This window comes from Cupriavidus campinensis (assembly GCF_905397395.1).
Lineage (GTDB): Bacteria > Pseudomonadota > Gammaproteobacteria > Burkholderiales > Burkholderiaceae > Cupriavidus > Cupriavidus campinensis.
Genome location: NZ_CAJPVH010000028.1, coordinates 16,853 through 39,373, shown reverse-complemented (window position 1 = coordinate 39,373; position 22,521 = coordinate 16,853). Strand labels below are relative to the sequence as shown.

At 68.1% G+C, this 22,521-nt stretch carries 15 protein-coding genes; 11 read left to right on the top strand and 4 right to left on the bottom strand.

Annotated elements, in window-relative coordinates; all coding sequences use genetic code 11:
* Positions 1 to 136: 136 nt before the first annotated feature.
* Complete coding sequence (locus KHO18_RS16440; RefSeq protein WP_039009350.1) at positions 137 to 340, bottom strand: cold-shock protein; 204 nt, start codon at positions 338 to 340, stop codon at positions 137 to 139.
* Positions 341 to 1,207: 867 nt separating this feature from the next.
* Here KHO18_RS16440 and KHO18_RS16435 point away from each other — a divergent pair.
* The 9 genes from KHO18_RS16435 to KHO18_RS16395 all read left to right on the top strand — a co-directional run bounded on the left by KHO18_RS16435 (position 1,208) and on the right by KHO18_RS16395 (position 16,448).
* Positions 1,208 to 4,096, top strand: a complete 2,889-nt coding sequence (locus KHO18_RS16435) for a bifunctional glycoside hydrolase 114/ polysaccharide deacetylase family protein (protein WP_144197159.1) — start codon at positions 1,208 to 1,210, stop codon at positions 4,094 to 4,096.
* A complete protein-coding gene (locus KHO18_RS16430) occupies positions 4,059 to 8,204 on the top strand; it encodes a tetratricopeptide repeat protein (protein ID WP_211943564.1) in 4,146 nt (1,381 codons plus the stop codon). Before KHO18_RS16435 ends, KHO18_RS16430 begins: the two co-directional genes overlap by 38 nt.
* Positions 8,205 to 8,251: 47 nt before the next feature.
* Entirely contained in the window at positions 8,252 to 8,803 is a 552-nt protein-coding gene (locus tag KHO18_RS16425; RefSeq protein ID WP_244844859.1) for a penicillin-binding protein activator LpoB, read from the top strand.
* 40 nt (positions 8,804 to 8,843) lie between these two features.
* Positions 8,844 to 10,334, top strand: a complete 1,491-nt coding sequence (locus KHO18_RS16420; RefSeq protein ID WP_144196936.1) for a PelD GGDEF domain-containing protein — start codon at positions 8,844 to 8,846, stop codon at positions 10,332 to 10,334.
* 3 nt (positions 10,335 to 10,337) lie between these two features.
* Positions 10,338 to 11,324, top strand: coding sequence for a tetratricopeptide repeat protein (locus KHO18_RS16415; protein ID WP_211943563.1), 987 nt, complete (start codon positions 10,338 to 10,340; stop codon positions 11,322 to 11,324).
* A complete protein-coding gene (gene pelF, locus KHO18_RS16410) occupies positions 11,321 to 12,916 on the top strand; it encodes a GT4 family glycosyltransferase PelF (RefSeq protein WP_211943562.1) in 1,596 nt (531 codons plus the stop codon). Before KHO18_RS16415 ends, pelF begins: the two co-directional genes overlap by 4 nt.
* 1 nt (position 12,917) lies before the next feature.
* Positions 12,918 to 14,288, top strand: a complete 1,371-nt coding sequence (gene pelG, locus KHO18_RS16405) for an exopolysaccharide Pel transporter PelG (RefSeq protein ID WP_144196939.1) — start codon at positions 12,918 to 12,920, stop codon at positions 14,286 to 14,288.
* Between the two features lie 266 nt (positions 14,289 to 14,554).
* Positions 14,555 to 15,271: a response regulator transcription factor gene (locus tag KHO18_RS16400; RefSeq protein WP_144196940.1), complete on the top strand. Its 717-nt coding sequence runs from the start codon at positions 14,555 to 14,557 to the stop codon at positions 15,269 to 15,271.
* 16 nt (positions 15,272 to 15,287) lie between these two features.
* On the top strand, positions 15,288 to 16,448 hold the full coding sequence (locus tag KHO18_RS16395; protein WP_322791031.1) for a sensor histidine kinase: 1,161 nt from the start codon (positions 15,288 to 15,290) through the stop codon (positions 16,446 to 16,448).
* A gap of 208 nt (positions 16,449 to 16,656) precedes the next feature.
* Here the strand turns inward: KHO18_RS16395 and KHO18_RS16390 are convergent, their stop codons facing one another.
* Positions 16,657 to 17,154: a hypothetical protein gene (locus tag KHO18_RS16390; RefSeq protein WP_211943560.1), complete on the bottom strand. Its 498-nt coding sequence runs from the start codon at positions 17,152 to 17,154 to the stop codon at positions 16,657 to 16,659.
* 170 nt (positions 17,155 to 17,324) lie between these two features.
* Here KHO18_RS16390 and KHO18_RS16385 point away from each other — a divergent pair, with 170 nt between their 5' ends.
* Positions 17,325 to 18,209 carry a LysR family transcriptional regulator gene (locus tag KHO18_RS16385; protein WP_211943559.1) on the top strand — a complete coding sequence of 295 codons (885 nt, stop codon included), beginning with the start codon at positions 17,325 to 17,327 and terminating at the stop codon, positions 18,207 to 18,209.
* Between the two features lie 127 nt (positions 18,210 to 18,336).
* The gene (locus tag KHO18_RS16380; protein WP_280527763.1) at positions 18,337 to 18,723 is read left to right on the top strand and encodes an SDR family oxidoreductase; all 387 of its coding nucleotides are present in this window, start codon (positions 18,337 to 18,339) and stop codon (positions 18,721 to 18,723) included.
* Between the two features lie 6 nt (positions 18,724 to 18,729).
* On the opposite strand, the gene KHO18_RS16375 is transcribed toward KHO18_RS16380, so the two are convergent.
* Both KHO18_RS16375 and hpnN read right to left on the bottom strand, forming a co-directional pair.
* Positions 18,730 to 19,665, bottom strand: coding sequence for an MlaA family lipoprotein (locus KHO18_RS16375; protein ID WP_186296802.1), 936 nt, complete (start codon positions 19,663 to 19,665; stop codon positions 18,730 to 18,732).
* Between the two features lie 98 nt (positions 19,666 to 19,763).
* The gene (gene hpnN, locus KHO18_RS16370; RefSeq protein ID WP_211943558.1) at positions 19,764 to 22,490 is read right to left on the bottom strand and encodes a hopanoid transporter HpnN; all 2,727 of its coding nucleotides are present in this window, start codon (positions 22,488 to 22,490) and stop codon (positions 19,764 to 19,766) included.
* Positions 22,491 to 22,521: the final 31 nt, after the last annotated feature.

The window sequence follows — 22,521 nt, the reverse complement described above, 5'->3', positions numbered from 1 at the left end:
GGGTAAACGAGAACCCGGACACATGCCCCGGGGAAACGTCCCCAAAGCCATACATTATCAAGACTGCAAAAAGCAGAAAGCCCCGCCGGAGGCGGGGCTTCCCAGGCAAGATATTGCCGGGCGCTTCAGGCGGTAATCAAACTGCCTGAATCTTCGTGGCCTGTTCGCCCTTCTGGCCCATTGCCTTGACGTAGCGGACCTTCTGGCCTTCCTTCAGCGACTTGAAGCCATTGCCTTCAATTGCCGAGAAATGCGCGAACAGGTCGTTGCCGCCTGCGTCCGGGGTGATGAAGCCGAAGCCCTTGGCGTCGTTGAACCACTTAACGGTACCGGTTTCCATATTTCTATCCAACCTTGAATTTCAGATGAGCGCAATCGCCCGACGAGGCATGATCTTCGCAACACCCCGCGTCGAAAAACTCGTTTGAGGGCAGTGCGCATGCGAGGACCCATTCTGCCGGTTTTTTTTCGCGTGTCAATCGGACTAACCCCCTAACGGTATTTCGGCATGCAAACAGCAGATATTAGAGTTTTCTACATCGAAAGCGGTTTTGTCTGACATCTGAAGGGCTTACGCGATGATAAGACAGCTATATCAGCATAGCGAGTATCGATAGTCGGTACGAATTCGCGCGATTCCGTTCCGCCCGGCAGTGCGGCAGTCCGGCCGTGCGTCAGTGCGGCCGGCGCCGGCGCGCAATGCTTCAAACTCCTGTACTCCATATGGACTATGGCATTTGGCGGACGATGCCACGACAATGGCGGCCAATACAAAACAGCGGCGCCCGGACATCGGGCGGCGCGCGCGCCCAAGGCGCGATTTGAACGAAGAACGGGGATTTTCATGTCATTCGAGCCATAGCCTGGCCGACCGGACGTGCCGTGCGCGCGTCGCAGCGTCGGCCCGCCTCGGTCCATGTCGGCCCGCATCCGGGTTGGACGGACACCCGCCACAATTTTTCACAATCCATTCCCAGCGAATGCCCTAGCATCGCCCCTTGCCCGGCACATTAGGGAAAATCCCGTATCAATGGCCACGGGGACGGGCATCGCGCGGGCAGCGCCGCCAACGGCGCGCCCAAGGCATAACAGAAGAAGCGGATAACAGCCAGTGAAGCAAGTGCAACGTTCAATCCGGGGACTTTTCGGCAATGCCGGCGATGCCAGCCAGGCGCCGTCGCGGGCCGCCGCCACATGGCAGCGCGCCATGGCGGTCGTGGCGGTACTGGCGTCCGCGCTCGGCGTGGTGCTTGCCACGCTGACGCCTTCGACGGCGGTTCAGGCCCAGCCGGCGGCCGATCTGGCCCAGCCGGCAGCGCCCAACGTCGCCTTCCACTATGGCAGCAAGCCGCCCGTGGATGCCCTGCAGGCCTTCGACGTGGCCGTGGTGGAGCCCGACAGCGGCTTCGATCCGCGCCGCGCCGCCACGCCGCAGACAGCGTGGTTCGCCTACGTCAGCCTGGGCGAGGTGCTGCCCAGCCGGGCCTACTTCCAGGACATCCCCAAAAATTGGCTGGTCGGCAGCAATGACGCCTGGCAGGCACGCGTGGTTGACCAGGCCGCCGACGGCTGGCCGGCATTCTATGTGGACAAGGTCATCGCCCCGCTGTGGGAGCGCGGCTATCGCGGCTTCTTCCTCGATACGCTCGACTCCTATCACCTGGTAGCCAAGACCGATGCCGAGCGCGCCCGGCAGGAAGCCGGCATGGTGCGCGTGATCCAGGCCATCAAGGCCCGTTACCCCGAGGCCCGGCTGCTGTTCAACCGGGGCTTTGAGATCCTGCCGCAGGTACACGGCCTGGTCTACGGCGTGGTGTTCGAATCGCTGTTCCGGGGCTGGAACCAGGCGCAGGGCCGCTATACCGAGGTCAGCCAGCAGGACCGCGACTGGCTGCTGGCGCAGGCCCGCGTCATCCGCGAGCAGTACAAGCTGCCGGTGATTTCCATCGATTACTGCCCGCCGGCCGACCGCCGCTGCGCCCGCGACACCGCGCGCCGCATCCGCGCGCTCGGCATCACGCCGTACGTGACCGATTCCGGCCTGCAGACCGTGGGCGTCGGCCAGATCGAGGTCATGCCGCGCCGCGTGCTGGTGGTGCAGGAGAGCGAGCCCGGCGTGGCCATCGACAACACCGAGGGCGTGCGTTTCGTCTCCATGCCGATCAACTACCTGGGCTACCGGGTGGATTTCGCCGAGACGCGCGATCCGCTGCCCGAGATCGGCCCGGACCGCTATGCGGGCGTGGTGGTCTGGTCCAACGGCTATTTCACCCAGCAGCCCGGCCGCTTCCTGGCCTGGGTGGAGAAGCAGATGGCCCAGGGCGTGCCCGTGGTCTTCATGAACGGCTTCGGCGCCCCCGTGGCCGGCTCGCTGGCGCGTACGCTGGGGCTCAAGCCGGTGAAGGGCCGCGTCTCCGGGCCGGTGTCGATCGTGTCGAAGGACCCGATGCTGGGTTTCGAGATGCCGGTCGCCCCGGACCGCTCGGAAGCGGTGCCGGTGCAGGTGCAGGAGGGCGCGGCCAACACGCGGTCGCTGCTGCGCATGCGCTCGGGCACGCTGACCTATGATGCCGCGGCCATCACGCCATGGGGCGGATACGTCACAGGGCCTTACGCGGTGCGCCAGAACGCGGCCACCGACCAGGACCGCTGGATCATCCAGCCGCTCCAGTTCCTGCGCGAGGCGCTGCGCCTGCCGCAGATGCCCGTCCCGGATTCCACCACGGAGAGCGGCCGCCGCCTGCTGACCATCCATATCGATGGCGACGGCTTTGCCTCCAAGGCTGAAATTCCTGGCGGGGGCTTCTCGGGCGAGGTGCTGTTCCGCGAGATCTTCGACAAATACCGCCTGCCGATGACCATGTCGGTGATCGAAGGCGAAGTGGGCAAGTCGGGCATGTACCCGAAGCTGACGGCGGAACTGGAGCCGATTGCCCGCAAGATCTTCGCGCAGCCGTACGTGGAAGTGGCCAGCCACACCTACTCGCACCCGTTCGAGTGGGGCCGTACCGTGCCCGGCCACGAGAGTGATGCCCGCATCCAGGAGGGTGACGAGGCCTATCACCTGGCGATTCCCGGCTACAAGATGGACCTGAACCGCGAGATCGGCGGGTCGATCGACTACATCAACAGGGTGCTGGCGCCCCCGGGCAAGCCGGTGAAGATGGTGCTGTGGCCCGGCGACTGCCAGGCCCCGCCCGAGGCGCTCAAGCTGACCGAGCAGGCTGGCGTGCTGAACATGAATGGTGGCGACACCATGATCACGCGCAGCAACCCCAGCTGGACCGCGATTGCGCCGCTGGGCATCCACAAGGCCGACAACACCTTCCAGGTGTTTGCCACCAACCAGAACGAGAACATCTACACCAACCTGTGGCATGGCCCGTTCTACGGCTTCGAGCGCGTAATCGAAACCTACGAGCTGACCGAGAAGCCGTACCGCTTCAAGGCCGTGAACATCTACTACCACAGCTATTCGGGCACCAAGGTGGCGTCCCTGCGGGCGCTGCGCAAGGTCTATGACTACGTGCTCACGCAGCCGCTGCTGCCGATGCATTCCACCGACTACGTGCTCAAGGTCATCGACTGGCAGGGCATGGCCGTGGCGCGCGAGCTGGGCGAGCGCGCGAATGGTGAGAGTGGTGAGATGGGCGCGCCGGCCGCCGGGGCCTGGGTGGTGCGCGGCGATGGCAACCTGCGCAACCTGCGCTGGAACGGCACGGGCGTGCCGGACGTGGCCACCGCGCGCGGCGTGACCGGTTCGTCGCCGGCGCCGGGCGGCGGCACCTACGTGCACCTCGATGGCGGCAATGCGCGCTTCCAGATCGTGCCGGCCGCCACGCTCGCCGTGCCCGAGATCCCCGAGGCCAACGGCCTGGTGCGCGACTGGCAGCGCGATGGCCAGGTCACGCGCTTCCGTTTCAGCGGCTACTACAAGCCTTTCTTCCGGCTGGCCAATGCCGGCCAGTGCAGTGTGACGGTCGACGGCAAGCCCGTGGCCGGTATGCGCGAGCGCAACACGCTGCGAATCGATACCCCCGCGGTGAATGATCCGATCCATGTCCAGCAACAAGTCGAAGTCCGCTGCGCCGGCTGAACGCGAGCGGCTGTTGCCGCCCGCGCTGGTCCTGACTTTCACCGCCATGGTGGGGGTGGGGCTGGCGCTGATGTTCCCGCGTGAAACGCTGCGCGAGCGCCTGCTCGGCCAGGGCCGCACCGTCGATGGCCTGACCGTGGCCTACCTCGAGGCATGGTCGCGCGTGGCCCCCAACGACACCAGCTTCATGGGCGTGCTGGCGGAGCAGTACGCCCGCAGCGGCCGGCTCGATGACGCCGAGGCCATGCTCGCCCGCATGCAGGCGGTGCAGGGCGCGGACCTGAGCGGCCCGATCCTGCGCACGCGGATCGAGATCTCCCAGCAGCGCGCCTACGCGGCGCTGCCGGAGACGCCCGAGCGCGCGCAGCGGCTGGCGACCATGAACGACCTGCTGAAGGACGCCACCACGCCGGCGCAGATGCGCAAGTGGTCGCTCGCGGATCTGCAGGCGCTGGCCACGCAGTCGCGCCAGATCGGCGCGGCGGACCCGGCCGGCAAGCTGTTCCGCGAACTGGCCGTGCGCGACCCCGGCAACGCGGACTTCTACAACAAGCAACTGGCCGGCATCGCGCTGGCCGGCGGCAACTATCGTGACTCCGCCCAGGCGCTGTTCGACGCGCAGGCGCGCGCCAAGAACCTGTACGAGCAGCGCACGCTGTTCCTCCAGGCGCTGCAGACGCTGCAATCGGGCAACCTGCTCGACGAGGCGCTGGCGGAAGCCGAGCACCGGGGCGGCAAGCTGCTCGATGATGCCGAGGTGCTGCGCTACCTGACAAAACTGGCGCTGGCGGCGGGCAAGCCCGAGCTGGCGGCGAAGTACGTCGAGCGGCTGCTGAAGCTGTCGGCCAACAAGCCGATGGGCGCGACACTGCTCGCGCAGGCCCATCTCCGGCGCGTCTCCGACACCGAACCGTGGCTGGCCCGCGAGGTGGTGTTCCTCGACGGCCCGCGCGGCGTGGCGCTGCGCGAGCGGCTGGCGGCAGCCGGCGAACTCGGCGTGCGCCACGTGGCGGACACCGGCAACCTCTCGCAGGCCGACGCCCAGGCGGCGGCCAAGGCCGAGGTGGCGGCTGCGGCGGCCAAAGACGGCAAGGCGTTCAATCCGGACGACTACGATCTCGCTTATCGCGTGTTCCTGGCCGCCGGCAAGCTCGACCAGGCGCAGCGCGTGGCGCAGACCGCCGTGCAGAAGCTGCCGAACGAGCCGGTCTGGCGCGAGCGGCTGGCACAGGTGGCCGAATGGAACCGCCAGCCGATGATCGCGCTGCAAAGCTGGCTCCAGTACGCCCAGGCCACCAACGACGAACGTGCGTGGAACAACGTCATGCGGCTGGCGCCGGGGCTGTCCGACGACCGCGCCTATCTGGCGGCGCTGCGGCACCGTGCCGGCAGCGGGGACCTGAAGACCATCGACGAGGTGGTGGCCGCCTACGAACGCCTCGGCGAGCCCGAGGCCGGCATGGCCTTCCTCGATTCCCTGAGCAGCGGCCCGCACGGCCGCGCGGTGATGGAGCGCAACGCGCAGCTGGCCGAGCGCGCCGGCCGCGACAGCCGCGCCTTCGAACTGTATGGCCAGCTGCAGCAGCGCTTCGGCGCGCAGCCCGAGTACGCGCTCAAGCGCGCCAACATGCTCTATGTGAATGGCCGCCTGACGCAGGCCATGGACGCGCTGCTGCCGGCCCGCGCCAAGGCCGGCCCGCGCGACCTGCTGTACTGGCGCACCTACACCGAGCTGGCGCGCCTGACGCAGCGCGATGACCTGCTCACGGACGGCTACCGCCAGATGATGATCGCGGTTGGCAACACGCACGACGACCATTGCATGGCAATGCCGCCCGGCGCTGCCCGCAACGACTGCCTGGCCGAGGTGCGCGATACCGAGGAAGCCGATTTCTCGAACCTGATCCAGTACTACGACACGACGCCCATCGATGCGGGCCGGATTGCCGAGGCCGGCTGGCGCAAGAGCGGCAAGCGCGAGCAGCTCGAACTCGCCATCTATTACTACACGCGCGCCCATGCCTACGTGCGCGTGGAACGGCTGTTTGCCAGCCTCACGCCCGAGCAGAAGCGCGACGCCGAAGGCTCGGCGACGTTCCTGATGCGTCGCGCCGAGTACTGGCGCCTGACCGGCGACCGCGAGCACGCGCTGGCCGACCTGCGCCACGCGGTAGGCCAGTCCGATGCGGACAGCGAGACCTTTGCCGCCCTGCTGTGGGCGCTGGTCGACATGGGGACGGACAGCGAAGTGCGCGCCGTGATGCAGCGGCTGAAGCCCGAGGCCGAGGACGATCCCGGCCTGTGGGGCGCCTATGCCGCCGGCGCCATGCGCTTCCAGGACGGGCGCACCGCGCTGCACTACCTGCACAAGATCCAGATGGGCAAGAGCGCCGATCCGCTCTGGCTGGGCCTGATGGCCGATGCGTACGAGGCCATCGGCCAGACGCAGATGGCATGGCGCATCCGCAAGCAGGCGTGGATCGACCTCCATCACGCGTGGTCTCCGGCGGGGCAGAAGGGCGCCGAGGTGCCGCACGCCGGTGAGGAGGACGACGCGGCCAGCGACCCCGAGGACGAGGAAAACGCGCAGGGCGCCCCGGCGCGCGCGGACCTGCGCCGCCAGACCGTGGCACTGGGCCAGATATTTGCATCGGGCGATGTCTCGCGCAATCTGGTGATAGAAATGCTGCGCCGCGACCGCGCGGAAGTGGCCGCACGCCGTCAGTCGCCGGGTGAGTCGCCGGCCGTCACGGGGGCTTCGAAGCTTGGCAACGTGCCGGGTTTGCCGCCGCTGGTGGTGGCGCCGCCCGCCGAGCTGACCGAGCGCGAGCGCCGGCGCCAGAGCCTGATCTCGGCCGCCAGCCGCGAGGTGGCGCTGGCCTGGGCGATGTCGTCGGAGTCGAACGAGCTGGCCCGCGCGTGGCTGGCGCGGCAGTACGTCAAGACGCTCCAGCGCCCGGCCTATGCCGAAGTGTCGATCGCGCTCGACAACAACGACATGAATGCACTGGACCGCATCATGGAGCGTCAGGCGGGCCGCGTGCCCGTGGCGAACCAGATCGAGGCCAATCGCCAGCTTGACCGCATCTCGGCCGCGCAGACGCAGGCGTTCGAGACCCAGGAGCTGGCCCGCACCGACGACACCCTGCAGGAGACCCTGCAGGATGCGCTGCTGTTCAACGCGCAGGCCATCGAGCCGCGCGTGACCTTCCAGCACCAGAAGCCGCTCGAATACTTCGAGTACAGCCTGGGCGCCGGCGCCCGGCTGTGGGATGGCTACGCGGTGGGCCTGCGCGGCGTGTTCCGCGACCAGCGCAGCACCGATCCGACCCAGCTGGCCAACGTGCCGGCCGGCGACCGCCGCGCCGAGCTGACGCTGGACTACCGCGACTCCCAGAAGCGCTGGCTGTTTGGTGTGGGCCGCCGTGATGGCCTGGAAAGCTTCACCACTGCGCGCATGACCGGCCAGTGGAATATGGAAAGCCGGGTGTCGTTCACGACGCTGGCGGGCTACAACCAGCCGGCCGACGAGTCGTCGCAACTGCGCGTGGGCGGCATGAAGGATGTGCTGGGCGCCGGCGCCACGTGGCGGCTGGGCCTGCGCGAGTTCATCAGCGGGCGCTTCGAGTACAGCCATTTCTATGGCCAGGACCGCAGCGCGCTGGGCCATGGCCTGCTGTTCGACGTGGAGGCGGGCTACCGCATCCGCACGCAGTATCCCGACTACACGGTACGCGCCGTGGCCACGCGCGGCATCTACACCCGCAACAGCGGCACGCTGACGCCGGCCCTGCAGCGGCTGATGCCGGCCGATGACGACGAGGCAAACACGGCGTTCTATATGCCGCAGAGCTTCACGCAGACCGGCGTGCTGTTCGGCTTCGGCACCGACCTGCTTGCCGAATACACGCGCAAGTGGCGGCCATTCGCGGAGGTGGGTGCGCTGTACGACTCGCGCGCCGGGCACAACTTCCACGGGCAGGCGGGCGTGGCCGGCTCGGTGTTCGGCAACGACCACCTGGCGCTGTATATCTCGCACGACACCGCGGCCCGCACCAGCGGGACGCCGCTGACCGAGGTCGGCCTGCGCTATCGCTGGCTGTACTGAAGATTGACGACGAAGGTTTGAAGGTAAACGAGGGGAATCCCATGAAAATGACAATGACTGGCAAGGGCCGCATCGGGCGGCTGGCGGCATGGATCGGCACCGTTGGCGCGGCGCTGTGGCTGGCGGGTTGCGCGGTGACGGATGTGGGCCGCGCGCCGCAAATGGCGCCCGGCGACACGGTGGCGGTGCTGCCGATCGTCAACTACACCGAGACGCCGCAGGCCGGCCTGCGCGCCGAAGCCATCACCGAATCGCTGCTGAAGACCGGCGGCATTGCCAACCTGAAGCGCTATCCGGCTTCGCTGAACCCGGAAACGCTGTTCGAGCCGGCCGAGCGGGAGTCCGTGGGCAAGGCGCTGGAATGGGCCCGCGGCGAGCGCGCCCGCTACGCGCTGACCGGCGCGGTGCAGGAATGGCGTTATAAGGTAGGTGTGGATGGCGAGCCGGCGGTGGGCATCTCGCTGCAACTGATCGACGTGGCCAGCGGCCAGGTGGTGTGGTCGGCCACGGGCAGCGACAGCGGCTGGAGCCGCGCCTCGCTGTCGGGCACCGCGCAGAAACTGCTGCGCCGCCTGCTGGCGCCGCTGATGCAGGGCTGATCGCGTTCTCGGACGCTGTAGAAAAGGACAGGTGACACGCGTGGGGAATTCTGCGGAAAAGAGGCGCCAGGGGCAGGGGATCGGCCTCGGCGGGCGCTATGCGCGCTGGCTGGCGCCCGCGGTGAGCGGGCCGGCCGCGGCGCTGGAGTTGATCGCCACCATGGTGATCGCGATGGGGCTGGCCTGGCTCGTGCTGCCGCAGAACCCGCTGCTGCTCGGCATGGGCTTTCCCTGGGCGTGGCTGCTGCCGGTGATCCTGGCGCTGCGCTATGGCACGCTGATTGGCGTGGGCTCGGTGCTGATGCTGCTGGGCGGCTGGTTCTTCTTTGAATCGCTCGGCAGCTACACCAGCGCGTTCCCGCGCATGTTCTTCCTGGGCGGCCTGCTGCTGGTGCTGGTGTCGGGGCAGTTTGGCGATGTGTGGGGCACGCGGCTGGCGCGCGCCCGGGCCGTCAACCGCTACCTGGACGAGCGGCTGGCCGCGCTGACCAAGAACCACTACCTGCTGCGCATTTCGCACGCGCGGCTGGAGAACGACCTGCTGGCACGCCCGACCACGCTGCGCGACACACTCTCGCAGATGCGGGCCGTCGCCATGGGCGACGCCGCACGGGGCGTGGCGGGCCAGCCCGACATGCTGCCCGGCGCCCAGCCGATGCTGCAGGTGGTGGCACAGGCTTGCCAGATCGAAGGCGCGGCGCTGTTCGCGTGCGATGGCGAACGCATCTCGCCGCAGGCCGCCGCGAGCATCGGGCCGGCCTTCGAGCTGAACCTGGACGATCCGCTGGTGCGCCATTGCCTCGACACGCGCGAACTGGCCCACCTGCGCTCGTCCGGCCTGCAGCAGGACGCCGAGACCCGCTACGTGGCCGTGGCGCCGGTGCTGGCCGGCTCCGACCGGCTGATCGGCGTGCTGGTGGTGGAACGTATGCCGTTCCTCTCGCTGACCTATGAAAACCTCCAGCTGCTGATGGTGCTGATGGGCTACTACGCCGATGGCGTGGAGCACGGCCAGGCCACGCACGGTATCCAGGCGCTGATGCCTGCCATTCCGTACGCATTTGCGCTCGACTACGCGCGGCTGTCGCGGCTGCGCCAGGAAACCGGCGTCGAAAGCTCGGTGGTGGCGCTGGTGTTCGACCTCGACGAAGCCCGCGACGCGCTGTTCGAACAGGTGGTGCGCAGCCGCCGGGCGCTGGACGTGGCCTGGCCCGCGCGCAGCCCGCGCCAGCGCGCCATGCTGACGCTGATGCCGCTGTCCGACAGCCAGGCCGTCTCGGCCTATCTGGTGCGGATCGAAGACATGCTGCGCGCGCAGTTCGGCACCGACTTCGCCACCTCGCACATCGGCGTGTACTCGCTGACCGTGCCGGCCACCGGCGCCGAAGACGCGCTGGTGCGGCTGTTGCAGCGTTGCCAGATCGATGGCGCCACGGCGACCGATGCCACGGCGCCGCGCCCCGCGGCGTCCGGCGTGGTGGCTGGCAACAATGCTCCGGTGCCTGCTTCGGCAGGCACGCAGGCGGGCTGACGCATGGGCAAGCTGACCCTCTGCGGCACCGCCTTCCAGATCGCCGCGCTGGCGCTGCTGTTTCGCGGCGGCACGGGCCTGCCGCTGCTGCTGGCGTTCTTCGCCCTGCAGGCGGCGGCTGCCGGCCTGCTGGGGCTGGCGCTGTGGCGCCTGCTGCCGCGCCGCTTCCGCACACCGTTTGCGTGGACCTATGCCTACCTGGCTGCGTTCTGCTTCTTTGTGCCGCTGGGCGGGACGCTGGTCTGCCTCGGCAGCCTGCTGTTTGCGCGGCTGTTCCCGGGCCGGCGCGATGCGTCCGGCATTGCCTCGGTGGCGCTGCCGGCCTTCGTCACCCACCTGATCCAGCGCGTGACGCACGGCGGCGGGGCGCGCCTGCGCGCGCAGCTTGGCAATACACGCGCACCGCTGCCGGAGCGCATGAACGCGCTGGTGGCGATGCAGTCGATGCCGACGCGCACCGCCAGCCCGGTGCTGCGCGAGCTGCTGGCAGACAGCACGGACGACATCCGCCTGCTCGCCTACGGCATGCTCGATGGCGCGGAGAAGCAACTGACGCAACAGATCCTGGCCGAATTGCCGCGCCTGGAAGCCGCCGACACGCCCCAGGCGCGCGGCGAGATCAACAAGCGGCTGGCCGACCTCTACTGGGAGCTGATCTACCAGAACCTGGTGCAGGGCGATGTGTACCGCTATACCGCCAGCCAGGTGGAGCGCTACGCCAGCGCCGCGCTGGAGACCGACGACACCAACGCCGCGCTCTGGTACATGCGCGGCCGGCTGGCGCTCACGCGCAATGCGCCGGCCGAGGCGCGCGCCTGGCTCACGCGGGCCGAGTCGCTCGGCTTCGCGCGCGAGCGCGTGCTGCCGCTGCTGGCGGAAGCCGCCTACCTGGAACGCGACTACGCCGCCGTGCATCGCCTGATGGCGGCTTTCGACAGTCCTTCGCCGCTCCCGCTGGTGCGGCCCCTGCTGCGGTACTGGCAATCATGAGTGAAATACTGGTTAAGGGAACGTCCGCCGACGTCATGCTGCTGCTGGAAGGCACGTTCCCGTATGTAAGCGGGGGCGTGTCCAGCTGGGTCAACCAGATGATCCGCGCCTTCCCGGACATCCGCTTCGGCATCGTCTTTATCGGCAGCCGCCGGCAGGATTATGGCGAGATGGCCTACGCGCTGCCGGACAACGTCGTGCATCTGGAAACCCATTTCCTGTACGACTTTCCGCCGCCGCCGATGGTGCACGGCAGCTCCGGCGACCCGCGCGCCTTTGACAAGGCCGACGCGCTGCACGAGATGCTGCGCGAGCCCGGACGCGAGCAGGAAGCCGGCGAGCTGATCCGCGAACTGATGCCGGCGCTGCGCGAGGGCGGGGCGCTCTCCGAGGACGCTTTCCTCTACAGCCGCCGCGCCTGGCAGACCATTACCGATCAGTATCGCCAGTTCTGCACGGACCCGTCGTTCACGGACTACTTCTGGACCATCCGCATCATGCACAAGCCGCTGTGGCAGCTGGTGCGGATTGCCGATTCGCTGATCCCGGCGAAGATGTACCACACGGTGTCCACGGGCTACGCGGGCTTCCTGGGTGCCATGCTGCGCTACCGCACCGGGCGGCCGCTGCTGGTGTCCGAGCACGGCATCTATACGAAGGAACGCAAGATCGACCTGTTCCAGAGCCAGTGGATCCGGGATAACCGCAACATCTTCGAGCGGGACATTTCCCAGATCAGCTACTTCCGCGAGCTGTGGGTGCGCTTCTTCGAGACCCTGGGCCGGGTCTGCTACGACGCCGGCGACGAGATCGTGGCGCTCTACGAGGGCAACCGCCGCCGCCAGGTGGCCGATGGCGCGGTGGAAACCCGCACGCGCAATATCCCGAACGGCATTAACCTGCCGCGGCTGTCGGCGCTGCGCACGCAGCGGGCGCCGGGCGTGCCGCCGGTGCTGTGCCTGATCGGCCGCGTGGTGCCGATCAAGGACATCAAGACCTTTATCCGCGCGATGCTGACCGTGGTGCGCGAGTACCCGGACGCCGAAGGCTGGATCGCCGGCCCCGAGGACGAGGATCCCGAGTACGCGCAGGAATGCCGCAGCCTGGCGGAAAGCCTGGGGCTCGGCAAGAAAGTGAAGTTCCTCGGCTTCCAGAAGATCGACGAACTGCTGCCGAAGGTGGGCGTGCTGATCCTCAGCTCGATCTCGGAGGCGCTGCCGCTGGTGGTGCTGGAGGGCTTCGCGGCGGGCGTGCCGTGCGTGACGACTGACGTGGGCTCGTGCCGCGAACTGATCTTCGGCCTGCCCGGCGAGGACGCGGCGCTTGGCGCGGCGGGCGGCGTGGTCCGCATCGCCGATCCGGCCGCGTTGGCCGGTGCCGCGCTGGCGTTGCTGACCGATCCGCCGCGCTGGCAGGCCGCCCAGGCGGCCGGCATTGCGCGGGTGGAACGCTATTACACGCAGGAACAGATGGTGGGCAGCTATCGCACGCTGTATGCGGCGCTGATGGACAAGCCCGATTACACGGGACGCACGGATGGGGCCGCGCCGGCCGGTAATCCGGCAAAGTGCCCCGTGCACGGAGGACGCTGACATGGCCGGGATTGGTTTCGAACTCCGCAAGATGCTCCGGCGCGACAGCCTGTCCGGCATGCTGAGCGCCTACGCTTACGCCGGCGTGATCAGCTCCGGGCCGTGGGTGCTGTCGATCCTCGGCATCCTGCTGATCGGCCTGCTGAGCATCGGCTTCGTGATTCCGGGGATGCTGATCACGCAGTTCCAGGTGTCGGTGACCTACCTGATTGCCTGCAGCCTGATCCTGACCGGGCCGATGCAGCTGTCGTTCACGCGCTTCACCTCCGACCGGCTGTTCGAGCGGCGCGACCACCTCGTGCTGTCGAACTACCACGCGGTGGCGCTGCTCTCCACGGGGCTGGCCGGCGCCATCGGCGTGGGCTGCGCGGTCTGGGCGTTCCCGGAACAGTCGGTGCTGTACCGGCTGCTGATGATCGCGGGCTTCGTGATCATGAGCAATATCTGGATCGCGGCGATCTTCCTGTCGGGCATGAAGCAGTACAAGGCCATCGTGTGGACGTTCTTCGTCGGCTACACGATCACGGTGCTGGGCGCGCTGGCGCTGCGCTCGCGCGGGCTGGAGGGGCTGCTGGCCGGTTTCGTGGTGGGCCAGCTGTGCCTGCTGGTGGGCATGATCACGCTGATCTACCGCAACTACACCAGCCAGCGCTTCATGTCGTTCGAGGTGTTCCAGAAGCGCTACGCCTATCCGAGCCTGGTGGCCATCGGCCTGTTCTACAACCTCGGCATCTGGCTGGACAAGTTCATGTTCTGGTACGCGCCGTCCACGGGCCAGCAGGTGATTGGCCCGCTGCACGCGTCCATCATCTACGACATCCCGGTGTTCCTGGCCTACCTCGCCATCATCCCGGGCATGGCGGTGTTCCTGGTGCGTATCGAGACCGATTTCGTCGAGTACTACGACGCGTTCTACAACGCGGTGCGCGGCGGCAGCTCGCTCGAGCACATCGAGGACATGCGCAACACGATGGTCCAGACCATCCGCCTGGGGCTGTACGAGATCGTCAAGGTGCAGGCCATTGCGGCGCTGCTGCTGTTCGTGGTGGGGCCGTGGGTGCTGCGGCTGCTGGGCATTTCCGAGCTGTACCTGCCGCTGCTCTATGTCGACGTGATCGGCGCGAGCCTGCAGGTGGTGCTGCTCGGCGTGCTCAACATCTACTTCTACCTGGACCGCCGGCGCGAAGTGCTGCTGCTGACCGGGAGCTTCGTGGTGCTGAACTTCGTGCTGACCCGGCTGACGCTGGAGCTGGGCCCAGCCTGGTATGGCTACGGGTTCGCGGTGTCGCTGCTGATCGTGGTGGCGCTGGCGCTGTACCTGCTGGACCGCAAGCTGGAGCGGCTGGAGTACGAGACGTACATGCTGCAGTAGGGCAGAGGACGAGGAGTCAAGGGCCGCAGGCCGCGGGCGTGCCTGTTGTAGCTTTTACACACGCTCCGGCGCCCGGGCGCGGCCCCGCTGGCCATCGTTTCAAACGTGCCAGCCCAATGCTGCGCTTGCCGCGCGCCATCCCCGCCGTCGCAGCGGCGCCGCAACACTGTTGCATGCCCCTCGAACGGAGCCTCGACGCGCCGTCGCGCGTTTGGGTAACATGATGCGGCCGCGCCACACATCGGCGGCAGTCATCAGAGGGATGTATGAGAATTGCCTCCGTGGAGGACGACCCCAGCCAGGCCGCACAGATCCGACAACTGCTCGAGGAGGCCGGCTTTACGTGTACGAGCTTCGCCACCGGATCGGACTTCCTGCGCGCGCTGCGTGACCAGGTGTTCGACCTGCTGGTCATTGACTGGCAACTGCCCGACATGAGCGGCTACGAGGTCGTGAACTGGGTGCGCCAGCATGCCGGCCGGCTGCCGCCCATCCTGTTCCTGACCAGCCGGATCGATGAATCCGATATCGTCGCCGGCCTCGCCGTCGGGGCGGACGACTACCTGGCCAAGCCGGTGCGGCCCGCCGAGTTCGTGGCCCGCGTGCGCGCGCTGCTGCGCCGCGCCTATCCGGCCGTGCCCCATGACGACCAGTTGCTGCGCCAGGGCCGCTATGTGGTGGATGCGCGCCGGCGGTCCATCACGCTCTCGGGCGCGCCGGTGGAACTGTCGCCGCGCGAATTCGACCTCGCGCTGTTCCTGTTCCGCAATATCGGCCGGCTGCTCTCGCGCGAGGTGATCGAGCAGGCCGTCTGGGGCCGCGCGATGGAAGCCGGCTCGCGTACGCTGGACACCCATATCTCGCGGTTGCGCATCAAGCTGGAGATGCGGCCCGACAACGGCGTGCGGCTGATGTCCGTCTACTCGCATGGCTACCGGTTCGAGGAGGCCAGCACGCTGGCCGCCGGGCAGCCCGATGCATAGCCAGGCGCCGCCGCCGTTGCCCCGCTTTCTCGACGGCCTCGAGAACCTGCCCGAGGCCACGGTGATCTGCGATATCGACGGCGGCATCCTCGTGGCGAACCGCCGCGCGGTGGCGCTGGCTCCCGCCATGCTGTCCGGCATCGAGGATCTGGCCGTGCGCGGCGGCGGCACCGCGCCGGGTGCCTCCCCGGATTCCCCTGATTTCCCTGATTTCGCCGACGATGCCTATGGCGGCCTTGCCCCGCCGGGCCTGCCGGATCTGATCGAAGCGCTGTTCCCGGTGCCGGGCCCCGGCCTCGCCTACTGGGATGCGCTCTGCGCGGTGCTGGACTCCCACGCGCCGGTCATGTCGTCCGACGATTCCCAGGGCGTGGAACTGGCCACCGAGGACGACCGCCGCTTCCTGCTCCACGGCGCGCCGCTACAGAGCGAAAGCGGCCGTCCGCCCGGGGCCATCGTCAGCCTGATCGACATCACCACGGTGCGCCGCGCCGAGCGTCAGCGCGCCCAGATGCTGCATTTCCTGTCGCACGACATGCGTTCCCCCCAGGCGTCGATCCTGGCGCTGATCGACATGCAGTCGCGCCCCACCCGCGCGCTGCCGCCGGACGTGCTGCTGGCCCGCATCGCCGAACACGCGCACCGCACGCTGGCGCTGGCCGACGACTTCATCCGGCTGGCGCAGGCGGATTCGGAACGGCTGGAGTTTGCGGAGGTGGAGTTGACCGGCCTGGTGCTGGACGCCACCGATGAACTCTGGGCGCTGGCCAAGGCGCGCGGCATCGAGCTGCAACTGAGCCTGGAAGCGGAGGGCGAGACCCTGCGCGCTGCCCCCGTGCTGCTGGTGCGCGCCATCGCCAATCTGGTCAGCAATGCCATCAAGTTCGGGCCGCCCGGCAAGCCGGTGTCGGTGCGGCTGCGGCGCATGGGGCTGTTCCTGGCGGTGGCGGTGTCAGATTCCGGCCCGGGCATTTCCTACGCGGATCAGGCGCGCCTGTTCGAACCGTTCCGCCGCGTGCACGCGCCGGGCGCCGATGCGCCGGCCGGCAGCGGGCTGGGGCTGGTGTTCGTGAAGACGGTGGCGGAGCGGCACGGTGGCCGCGTCATGGTGGACAGCGCCGCCGGCGCGGGCGCCACCTTCACGCTGTTGCTGCCGTTGCGGCGGCGCGCCGGCTGATCTGACCGCGCCAACATCGGGCGTCGACGTTCGTCCCCGGCAAGCTGTATAGACATCGCCCGCCGACACAATTGTTGGCAATCGACGTGGACGAAATTGCCTACGATGGGCGAGGCCACGGACTCCGCATCCGAGGCTTTAGTGTCCGCGCTGGCCTCGGCGCGGACACGGCTTTTTTGGCCTGTCGCGATGCCGCAGGAGACGGAGACTAGGCGCCAGACAGCAGCACGCCGATTGCGTCGCGATCCTCCCGGGAAAATCGCATGACCGTGAGCGTGTCGTTGAGCGTGGCCGTGGCGGTCCGGATGGCCGACGTAATGGTGCCAACCGCGTCGCGAAGGGCCGCCGTCTTCATTTCGCGCTGACGCGGCGCCAGCTTCCGGTCGGCTGCCACTTCCTGCAGTTCGGCCGCTTTCTCACGCAACTGCGCCTGCAGTTCGCGGATCTTGATCATCAGTTTCTTGATTTCCTCGGGATACTTGCTGTCCTGGATCGCGCGTGTCACCGCATCCGTGCCGTCGTCCTTCGTCTTCGCCAGCAGCCGCCCACCGTGGGACATCGTGATGCGATTCCGCCCATCGGCGGCGGATAACGGCGAAAACGGACCTTGACCGGTTTCGGCCTGATCGGGCGAAGGCGCGGCCACGGGTGCCGGGAGATCTCGCGTCGCCGTGCCGAAAGATCCGAGGGAAGGCGTGATTTGCATGGTCGTTTTCCTGTCTACTTTCTTGTTTGACGATGCTAATCAATGTCGGGTCACGTGCACTTACGAAATTTCTTGATTGGGGTATCGGAAGAAGCGATAGCGGGCTGCAACTTCGCATGGGCCGGGTGATAGCGCTACACTGCGCCCATTTTTCGAACGTAGCGAGACCCATGGACGTCGCGGACCTGAAGTACTTCGAGACTGTCGCCCGCCTCGGCAGCATGAACAAAGCGGCGAGCGAATTGCATACGGTGCAGTCAAACGTGACCGCCCGAATCCGGGCGCTGGAGGGCGAGATCGGTGTCCCGCTCTTTGTGCGGCATACCCGCGGCGTCAGCCTGACCCCCGCCGGGCAACGGATGCTGCCGTATGCCGGACGCATGGCAAAACTGCTGGCGGACGCGCGCCACGCCGCCATGGACGACGGCCCGCCCAGTGGTGCCCTGGTGCTCGGCACGCTGGAAACCACGGCCGCGCTGCGGCTGTCGCCCGTGCTGAGCCAATTCGCGCGGCGCTATCCGAAGGTCAGCCTGTCGTTGACCACGGGCACCAGTGCCAGCCTGACGAGCGATGTCGTGGAATGCCGGCTCGACGCCGCGTTCGTCGGGGGGCCGCTCAACCATCCCGATCTGCATAGCCAGGCGGTCTTCCGGGAGGAACTGGTCCTGGTCACGCCGGATACGATGCCCACGATCGATGCCATCCAATCCACACCTGACCTGAAGGCGATCGTGTTCCGCCGTGGGTGTTCGTACCGGCAGCGGCTGGAGGGGTGGTTTTCGGAGAGGGGAATGGTCCTCGCTACGCCGATGGAGTTCGGTGCGCTGGACACGATCCTGGCCTGCGTGGCGGGGGGTGTCGGGGTCACGCTACTTCCCCGTGGTGTGGCCCAGGCCGCGAGCGAACGCCATGCGCTCCGGCTGCACGCATTGCCGCCGGACAAGGCTTACGTCGAAACCTTGTTCATCCGCCGCCAGGACGCCTACCCATCGAGCGCAATGCTGGCATTTCTCGATGCGGTGACGGCAATGGGGGCGACTGGCAAGGCGGGCTAGGTGGGCTAGGCGGGCCAGGGCAGGGGCGATCGGCGGGAAACGCTAAATGCCGAGACCACCTGCCAGCCGCTGCGCCAGCCCCTCGCGCATCGTCCATTGGTGCGTGCGTCCGGTTCGTCCGGAGCGCATGAGCTCGAAGCCACCGCCAATGGCCGCGTCGCACCCTTCGAAACGGGCGCGTGATCCATATCGGTTCGTCGATGACGCGCGATGCGGCGTTTCCCACCGCATCGCTCTACCGCTGACAAAGGGCGCCATCACAGGCTTCACGCGCAGTCTGGTGCGCGACCTGGGGCCGAAAGGCATCACGGTCAATACGGGCCACCCGGGCCCGACCGATACCGACATGTTGCCCGACGGCGGCCCGGTCGGCCAGATCGTCGGCCCCGGCATTGCCGTGGGCCGGTACGGCCAGCCGCATGAGATTGCCGGTGTCGTGGCATTCCTCGCGAGCCCCGACGCAGCGTTCGTGACCGGGGCGGAGATTGTTGCCGACGGTGGCTTTACCGCCTGAGCGAGCTTACTTCGCCATGCCTGGCGCAGGCGCCGGCGTGGCGGCCGGCACCGGCGGGGTGGCCTCGGGTTTGGCGCCGTCGGCGTCCGGCTTGGCCGGTGCGTCGGGGGAAGCCGGCGTGTCCGGCTTGATCCGCTTCGGCACGTCCGAAGGCGTGCCCTCATCCTCGTCGTCATACGACGGCAGGTCGTCGCCCCCCTGGCCCAGCAGGTAGCGGCGGCGCTGCAGATAGCCATCCCGCACGAAGGAATACTTATCCAGCGCGGCCAGCGAGAGCAGGTCCGTCGCGCCGAGCAGGTTGGTCCGCACGTTCACCACGTTGAGCGCGAACAGCGAATTGCGCCATGCCGGATCGAGGTAATGCGCCGGGTCGAGGTAGAAGCTGCCGGCCAGCCCGATACCATCGCGCACGGTGCTCGGCCCGAACAGCGGCAGCACGATGTACGGCCCCTGCGGAAAGCCCCACACCCCTAGCGTCAGCCCCAGATCCTGCGAATGGCGCTCAATGCCGGCCGCCGTGGCGATGTCGATCAGGCCGCCGATGCCGAGCACCGAGTTGATCGCCACGCGCATCAGGGTTTCCGCCGCGGCGGTGCCCTTGCCCTGCAGCAGATTGTTGGCGAAGTTGCCGACGTCGGCCAGGTTCGAATAGAAGTTGGTCACCGCCTGCCGCACCGGCTCGGGCGTCACCGCCTTGTAGCCCTTGGAGATGGGCACGGCCACGTACTCGTCCACCGTGTCGTTGACCTTGAAGGTCACGCGGTTCATGGGCTCGAGCGGATCGTCGGGGTTGGCCTGCGGGCCGGAGGCGCAGCCCGCGAGCAGGGCGGAGAGGGCGGTGGCGGCCAGTGCGCTGGCGATCCGGGAGCGGCCGGTCAGGCCAATCGAGCGGGAAATCGGAAGGCGGCGGGCGCCGGGCAGGAGCGGGAGACGGGAGAGCATGGTGAGACGGTAGGTCTTTCTTGATTTCTTGTGGTTATGGGGGCCGGCCGCCGGCACTTCAAGGGCTGCGGCAGGCAACAATACCGCATCACCGCCACTTACCGCCTGGTATTCCCGTGGTCCGCCCCATGGTGGTTATCGGCGGAATTCCCCAGCGTCGTAGCCACCGTCAAGGGGGGTAGCGAGGGGCCGAGCGGATCGTGGCGCCCAACCGGCGCGCGGCGCGGCCGGCCCATCAGGATCGGCTGGAAGAACACCGCGCCGGCCAGCGTGGTCACCAGCGCCAGCGCCAGCAGCTTGCCCATGCTCGCCGTGCCCGGGTGGTGCGACAGCCAGAGGCTGCCGAACGCCGTAGCCGTGGTGGCGGCGCTGAACAGCACCGCATGCGTCAGGCTCGATTGCAGCAGCTTGGTCTTGCCGTTGCGCCACGCAATCACGTAGTAGATCTTGAACGCGACGCCGATGCCCAGCAGCAGCGGCAGCGCAATCACGTTGGCGAAGTTCAGCGCGATGCCGAACACCACGCACAGCTCCAGCGTGACGATGCCGGACACCAGCAGCGGAATCAGCGTGCGCAGCACGTCGCCCACGCGCCGCAGCGTAATCCAGAGCAGCATCGTGATCGACAGCACGGCCCAGAGGCCGGCATGGGCGAACGCGGTCATGATCGTGTCCGCCGAACCGCGGATCGCGATCGGGCCGCCTGTGGCATCGGGCTGCACGCGCGCCATCACGTCCAGGAAGTGGTCGAGCGCGGCCGCGCGCGCGGCCTCGTTCTTGACGCCGGGAGGCGGCAGCTTGGGCGAGACACTGACCAGCGCCTTGCCGTCCGGGGCCAGCCAGTCGCGCACGAGTTCCGGCGGCAGCGTCTGCTGCGACACCGGCTCCGGCTGGAGCGAGCGTTGCAGCGTGGCGAGCGCAAGCCGCAGCGGCAGGGCGATGGCCCGCTCGGCGCGGTCGCGCGTGGCGGGTTCGGCATCGGACAGCTTCTTCAGCGAGCGCGACAGATGCGCGGCGGCTTCCGCGCCCGGGCCGGGATGATCGAGGGCGGCCAGGTCGAGCTGGCGCGAGGCGTTGCGCAGCGATGCCACGCGCCGCACGTCGTCAGCCGGTTCGGACGGGGTTTGCGTCAGCGCCGGCATCATCGTCTTCGCCAGTCCGGCGATGATCGCCAGCTTGGGCGCCTGGTCGTCGGGGATGAAGGTGCGCAGCGTGACCACGCGCTCGACTTCGGGCAGGGCCTTGAGCTTGTCTGCGGTGCGCTGGGCGGCCGCCAGCGACGGGGCCAGCACCTTCACGTCATCGGTGCCGGCCTGCGGGGCATCCTTGAGCGCCAGCAGCGTGGACATCGACTCGGAATGCGGGTCCTTCAGGTGCAGCGGATCGAAATCGAACTTCAGGTGCGGCAGCAGCGGGGCGCCGCCGAAGATCAGCACCAGCACGCCCACCAGCACGCCCTTGCGATGGCGCTCGAAGAACGCATCGGCCGGGGCCAGCCAGCCGAAGCCCGGCAGCTCGGCCTCGCCCTTGGGGCGCAGCACGCGGATCAGGGCCGGCAGCAGCGTGAACGTGGTGGCGTAGGCGATGAACATGCCCACGCCGGCAATCTTGCCCAGCTCCGCCACGCCACGGTAATCAGTGGGCAGGAAGCAGAAGAACGCGGCGGCGGTGGCGGCGGCGGCCAGCGTCAGCGGCGTGCCGACGTCGCGCGCGGTCAGCCGCAGGGCCTCGTCGAGGTCGTCGTGCTCGTGCCGCTCGGCGCGGTAGCGCACGCCGAACTGGATGCCGAAGTCCACTCCCAGCCCGACGAACAGCACGGCGAACGCCACCGAGATCATGTTCAGCGCGCCCACCATCATCAGGCCCAGCGCCGCCGTCATCAGCAGGCCGGCCACCAGGCTGGCCAGCACGGCCACGATCAGGCGCGCGGAACGCAGCGCCATCCAGAGAATGCCGATGACCACCACCAGCGTGAGCACGCCGTTGAGCACGGCACCTTCGCTCACGGACGCGAACTCGTCGTCCGCCAGCGGCTGGGGGCCGGTGAGGCGGACGGCGGCGCCATAGCGCTGGTCGAGCTTGAGATCGGCGGCGGCGCGGCGGATGGCCTCGCTGGCGCCGGCGCCGGCCTTGAGGTCGCTGAAGTCGAGCACCGGCGACAGCGTGACGAAGCTGAACGCCCGGCCATCGGCATTGGGCTTCAGGCTGTCGTCGACCAGTCCCATCCAGGACAGCGCCACGGGCTTGTTGGCCAGCACGCCGTCCACGGTGGTGGCGCTGGCTGCCAGCAGCTTCTCCATGTCGCCCAGCTTGATCTGGCCCAGTTGCAGCGGCAGGGTCAGGGTGGTGGTCAGCAGGTCTGAGAGCCCGCGCAGCGTGGGGTCATGGGCGAGGTTATTGATCAGCGGGCGCGCCTGGGTGAGCTTGGTAGCCATGTCGTTGACCGAGGCCGTGTCGGCGAACAGCAGGCCGTTGCGCTCGAAGAAGGCGCCCGCGCCGGGCTGGCCCACCGCGCGGAAGCGCTGCGGCTGCTGGCGCAGGGCATCGGCCAGTTCGTTGGCGGCGGCATCGGCCAGCTCCTTGGCCGGGGCCTGCACCACGGCCAGGATCATTTTGTCGCGCTGCGGAAACGCATCGCTGATGGCCGCGTCGTTCTGCGCCCACGGTTGGTCGGACTCCAGCAGGCGGCTGATATCGGTATTGATGGCGAAATTGCGCGCCATGTAGACGCCGCTGGCGATGGTGAGCAGCAGCGAAATGCCGATCACGGTCCAGGCGCGGACGGTGGAAAACTTGACGATACGGGTCAGCGTGGATCTGATCATTTGCGTGGTGTTCTGGCACCCGGCCCGGCCG

Bases quoted from the DNA above. Each gene is read 5' to 3' on its own strand.
- KHO18_RS16415 (WP_211943563.1), top strand. From the start codon at position 10,338: ATGGGCAAGCTGACCCTCTGCGGCACCGCCTTCCAGATCGCCGCGCTG.
- KHO18_RS16375 (WP_186296802.1), bottom strand. From the start codon at position 19,665: ATGCTCTCCCGTCTCCCGCTCCTGCCCGGCGCCCGCCGCCTTCCGATT.
- pelG (WP_144196939.1), top strand. From the start codon at position 12,918: ATGGCCGGGATTGGTTTCGAACTCCGCAAGATGCTCCGGCGCGACAGC.
- KHO18_RS16385 (WP_211943559.1), top strand. From the start codon at position 17,325: ATGGACGTCGCGGACCTGAAGTACTTCGAGACTGTCGCCCGCCTCGGC.
- KHO18_RS16390 (WP_211943560.1), bottom strand. From the start codon at position 17,154: ATGCAAATCACGCCTTCCCTCGGATCTTTCGGCACGGCGACGCGAGAT.
- KHO18_RS16440 (WP_039009350.1), bottom strand. From the start codon at position 340: ATGGAAACCGGTACCGTTAAGTGGTTCAACGACGCCAAGGGCTTCGGC.
- pelF (WP_211943562.1), top strand. From the start codon at position 11,321: ATGAGTGAAATACTGGTTAAGGGAACGTCCGCCGACGTCATGCTGCTG.
- KHO18_RS16425 (WP_244844859.1), top strand. From the start codon at position 8,252: ATGACAATGACTGGCAAGGGCCGCATCGGGCGGCTGGCGGCATGGATC.
- hpnN (WP_211943558.1), bottom strand. From the start codon at position 22,490: ATGATCAGATCCACGCTGACCCGTATCGTCAAGTTTTCCACCGTCCGC.
- KHO18_RS16430 (WP_211943564.1), top strand. From the start codon at position 4,059: ATGTCCAGCAACAAGTCGAAGTCCGCTGCGCCGGCTGAACGCGAGCGG.
- KHO18_RS16435 (WP_144197159.1), top strand. From the start codon at position 1,208: ATGGCGGTCGTGGCGGTACTGGCGTCCGCGCTCGGCGTGGTGCTTGCC.
- KHO18_RS16380 (WP_280527763.1), top strand. From the start codon at position 18,337: ATGAGCTCGAAGCCACCGCCAATGGCCGCGTCGCACCCTTCGAAACGG.
- KHO18_RS16400 (WP_144196940.1), top strand. From the start codon at position 14,555: ATGAGAATTGCCTCCGTGGAGGACGACCCCAGCCAGGCCGCACAGATC.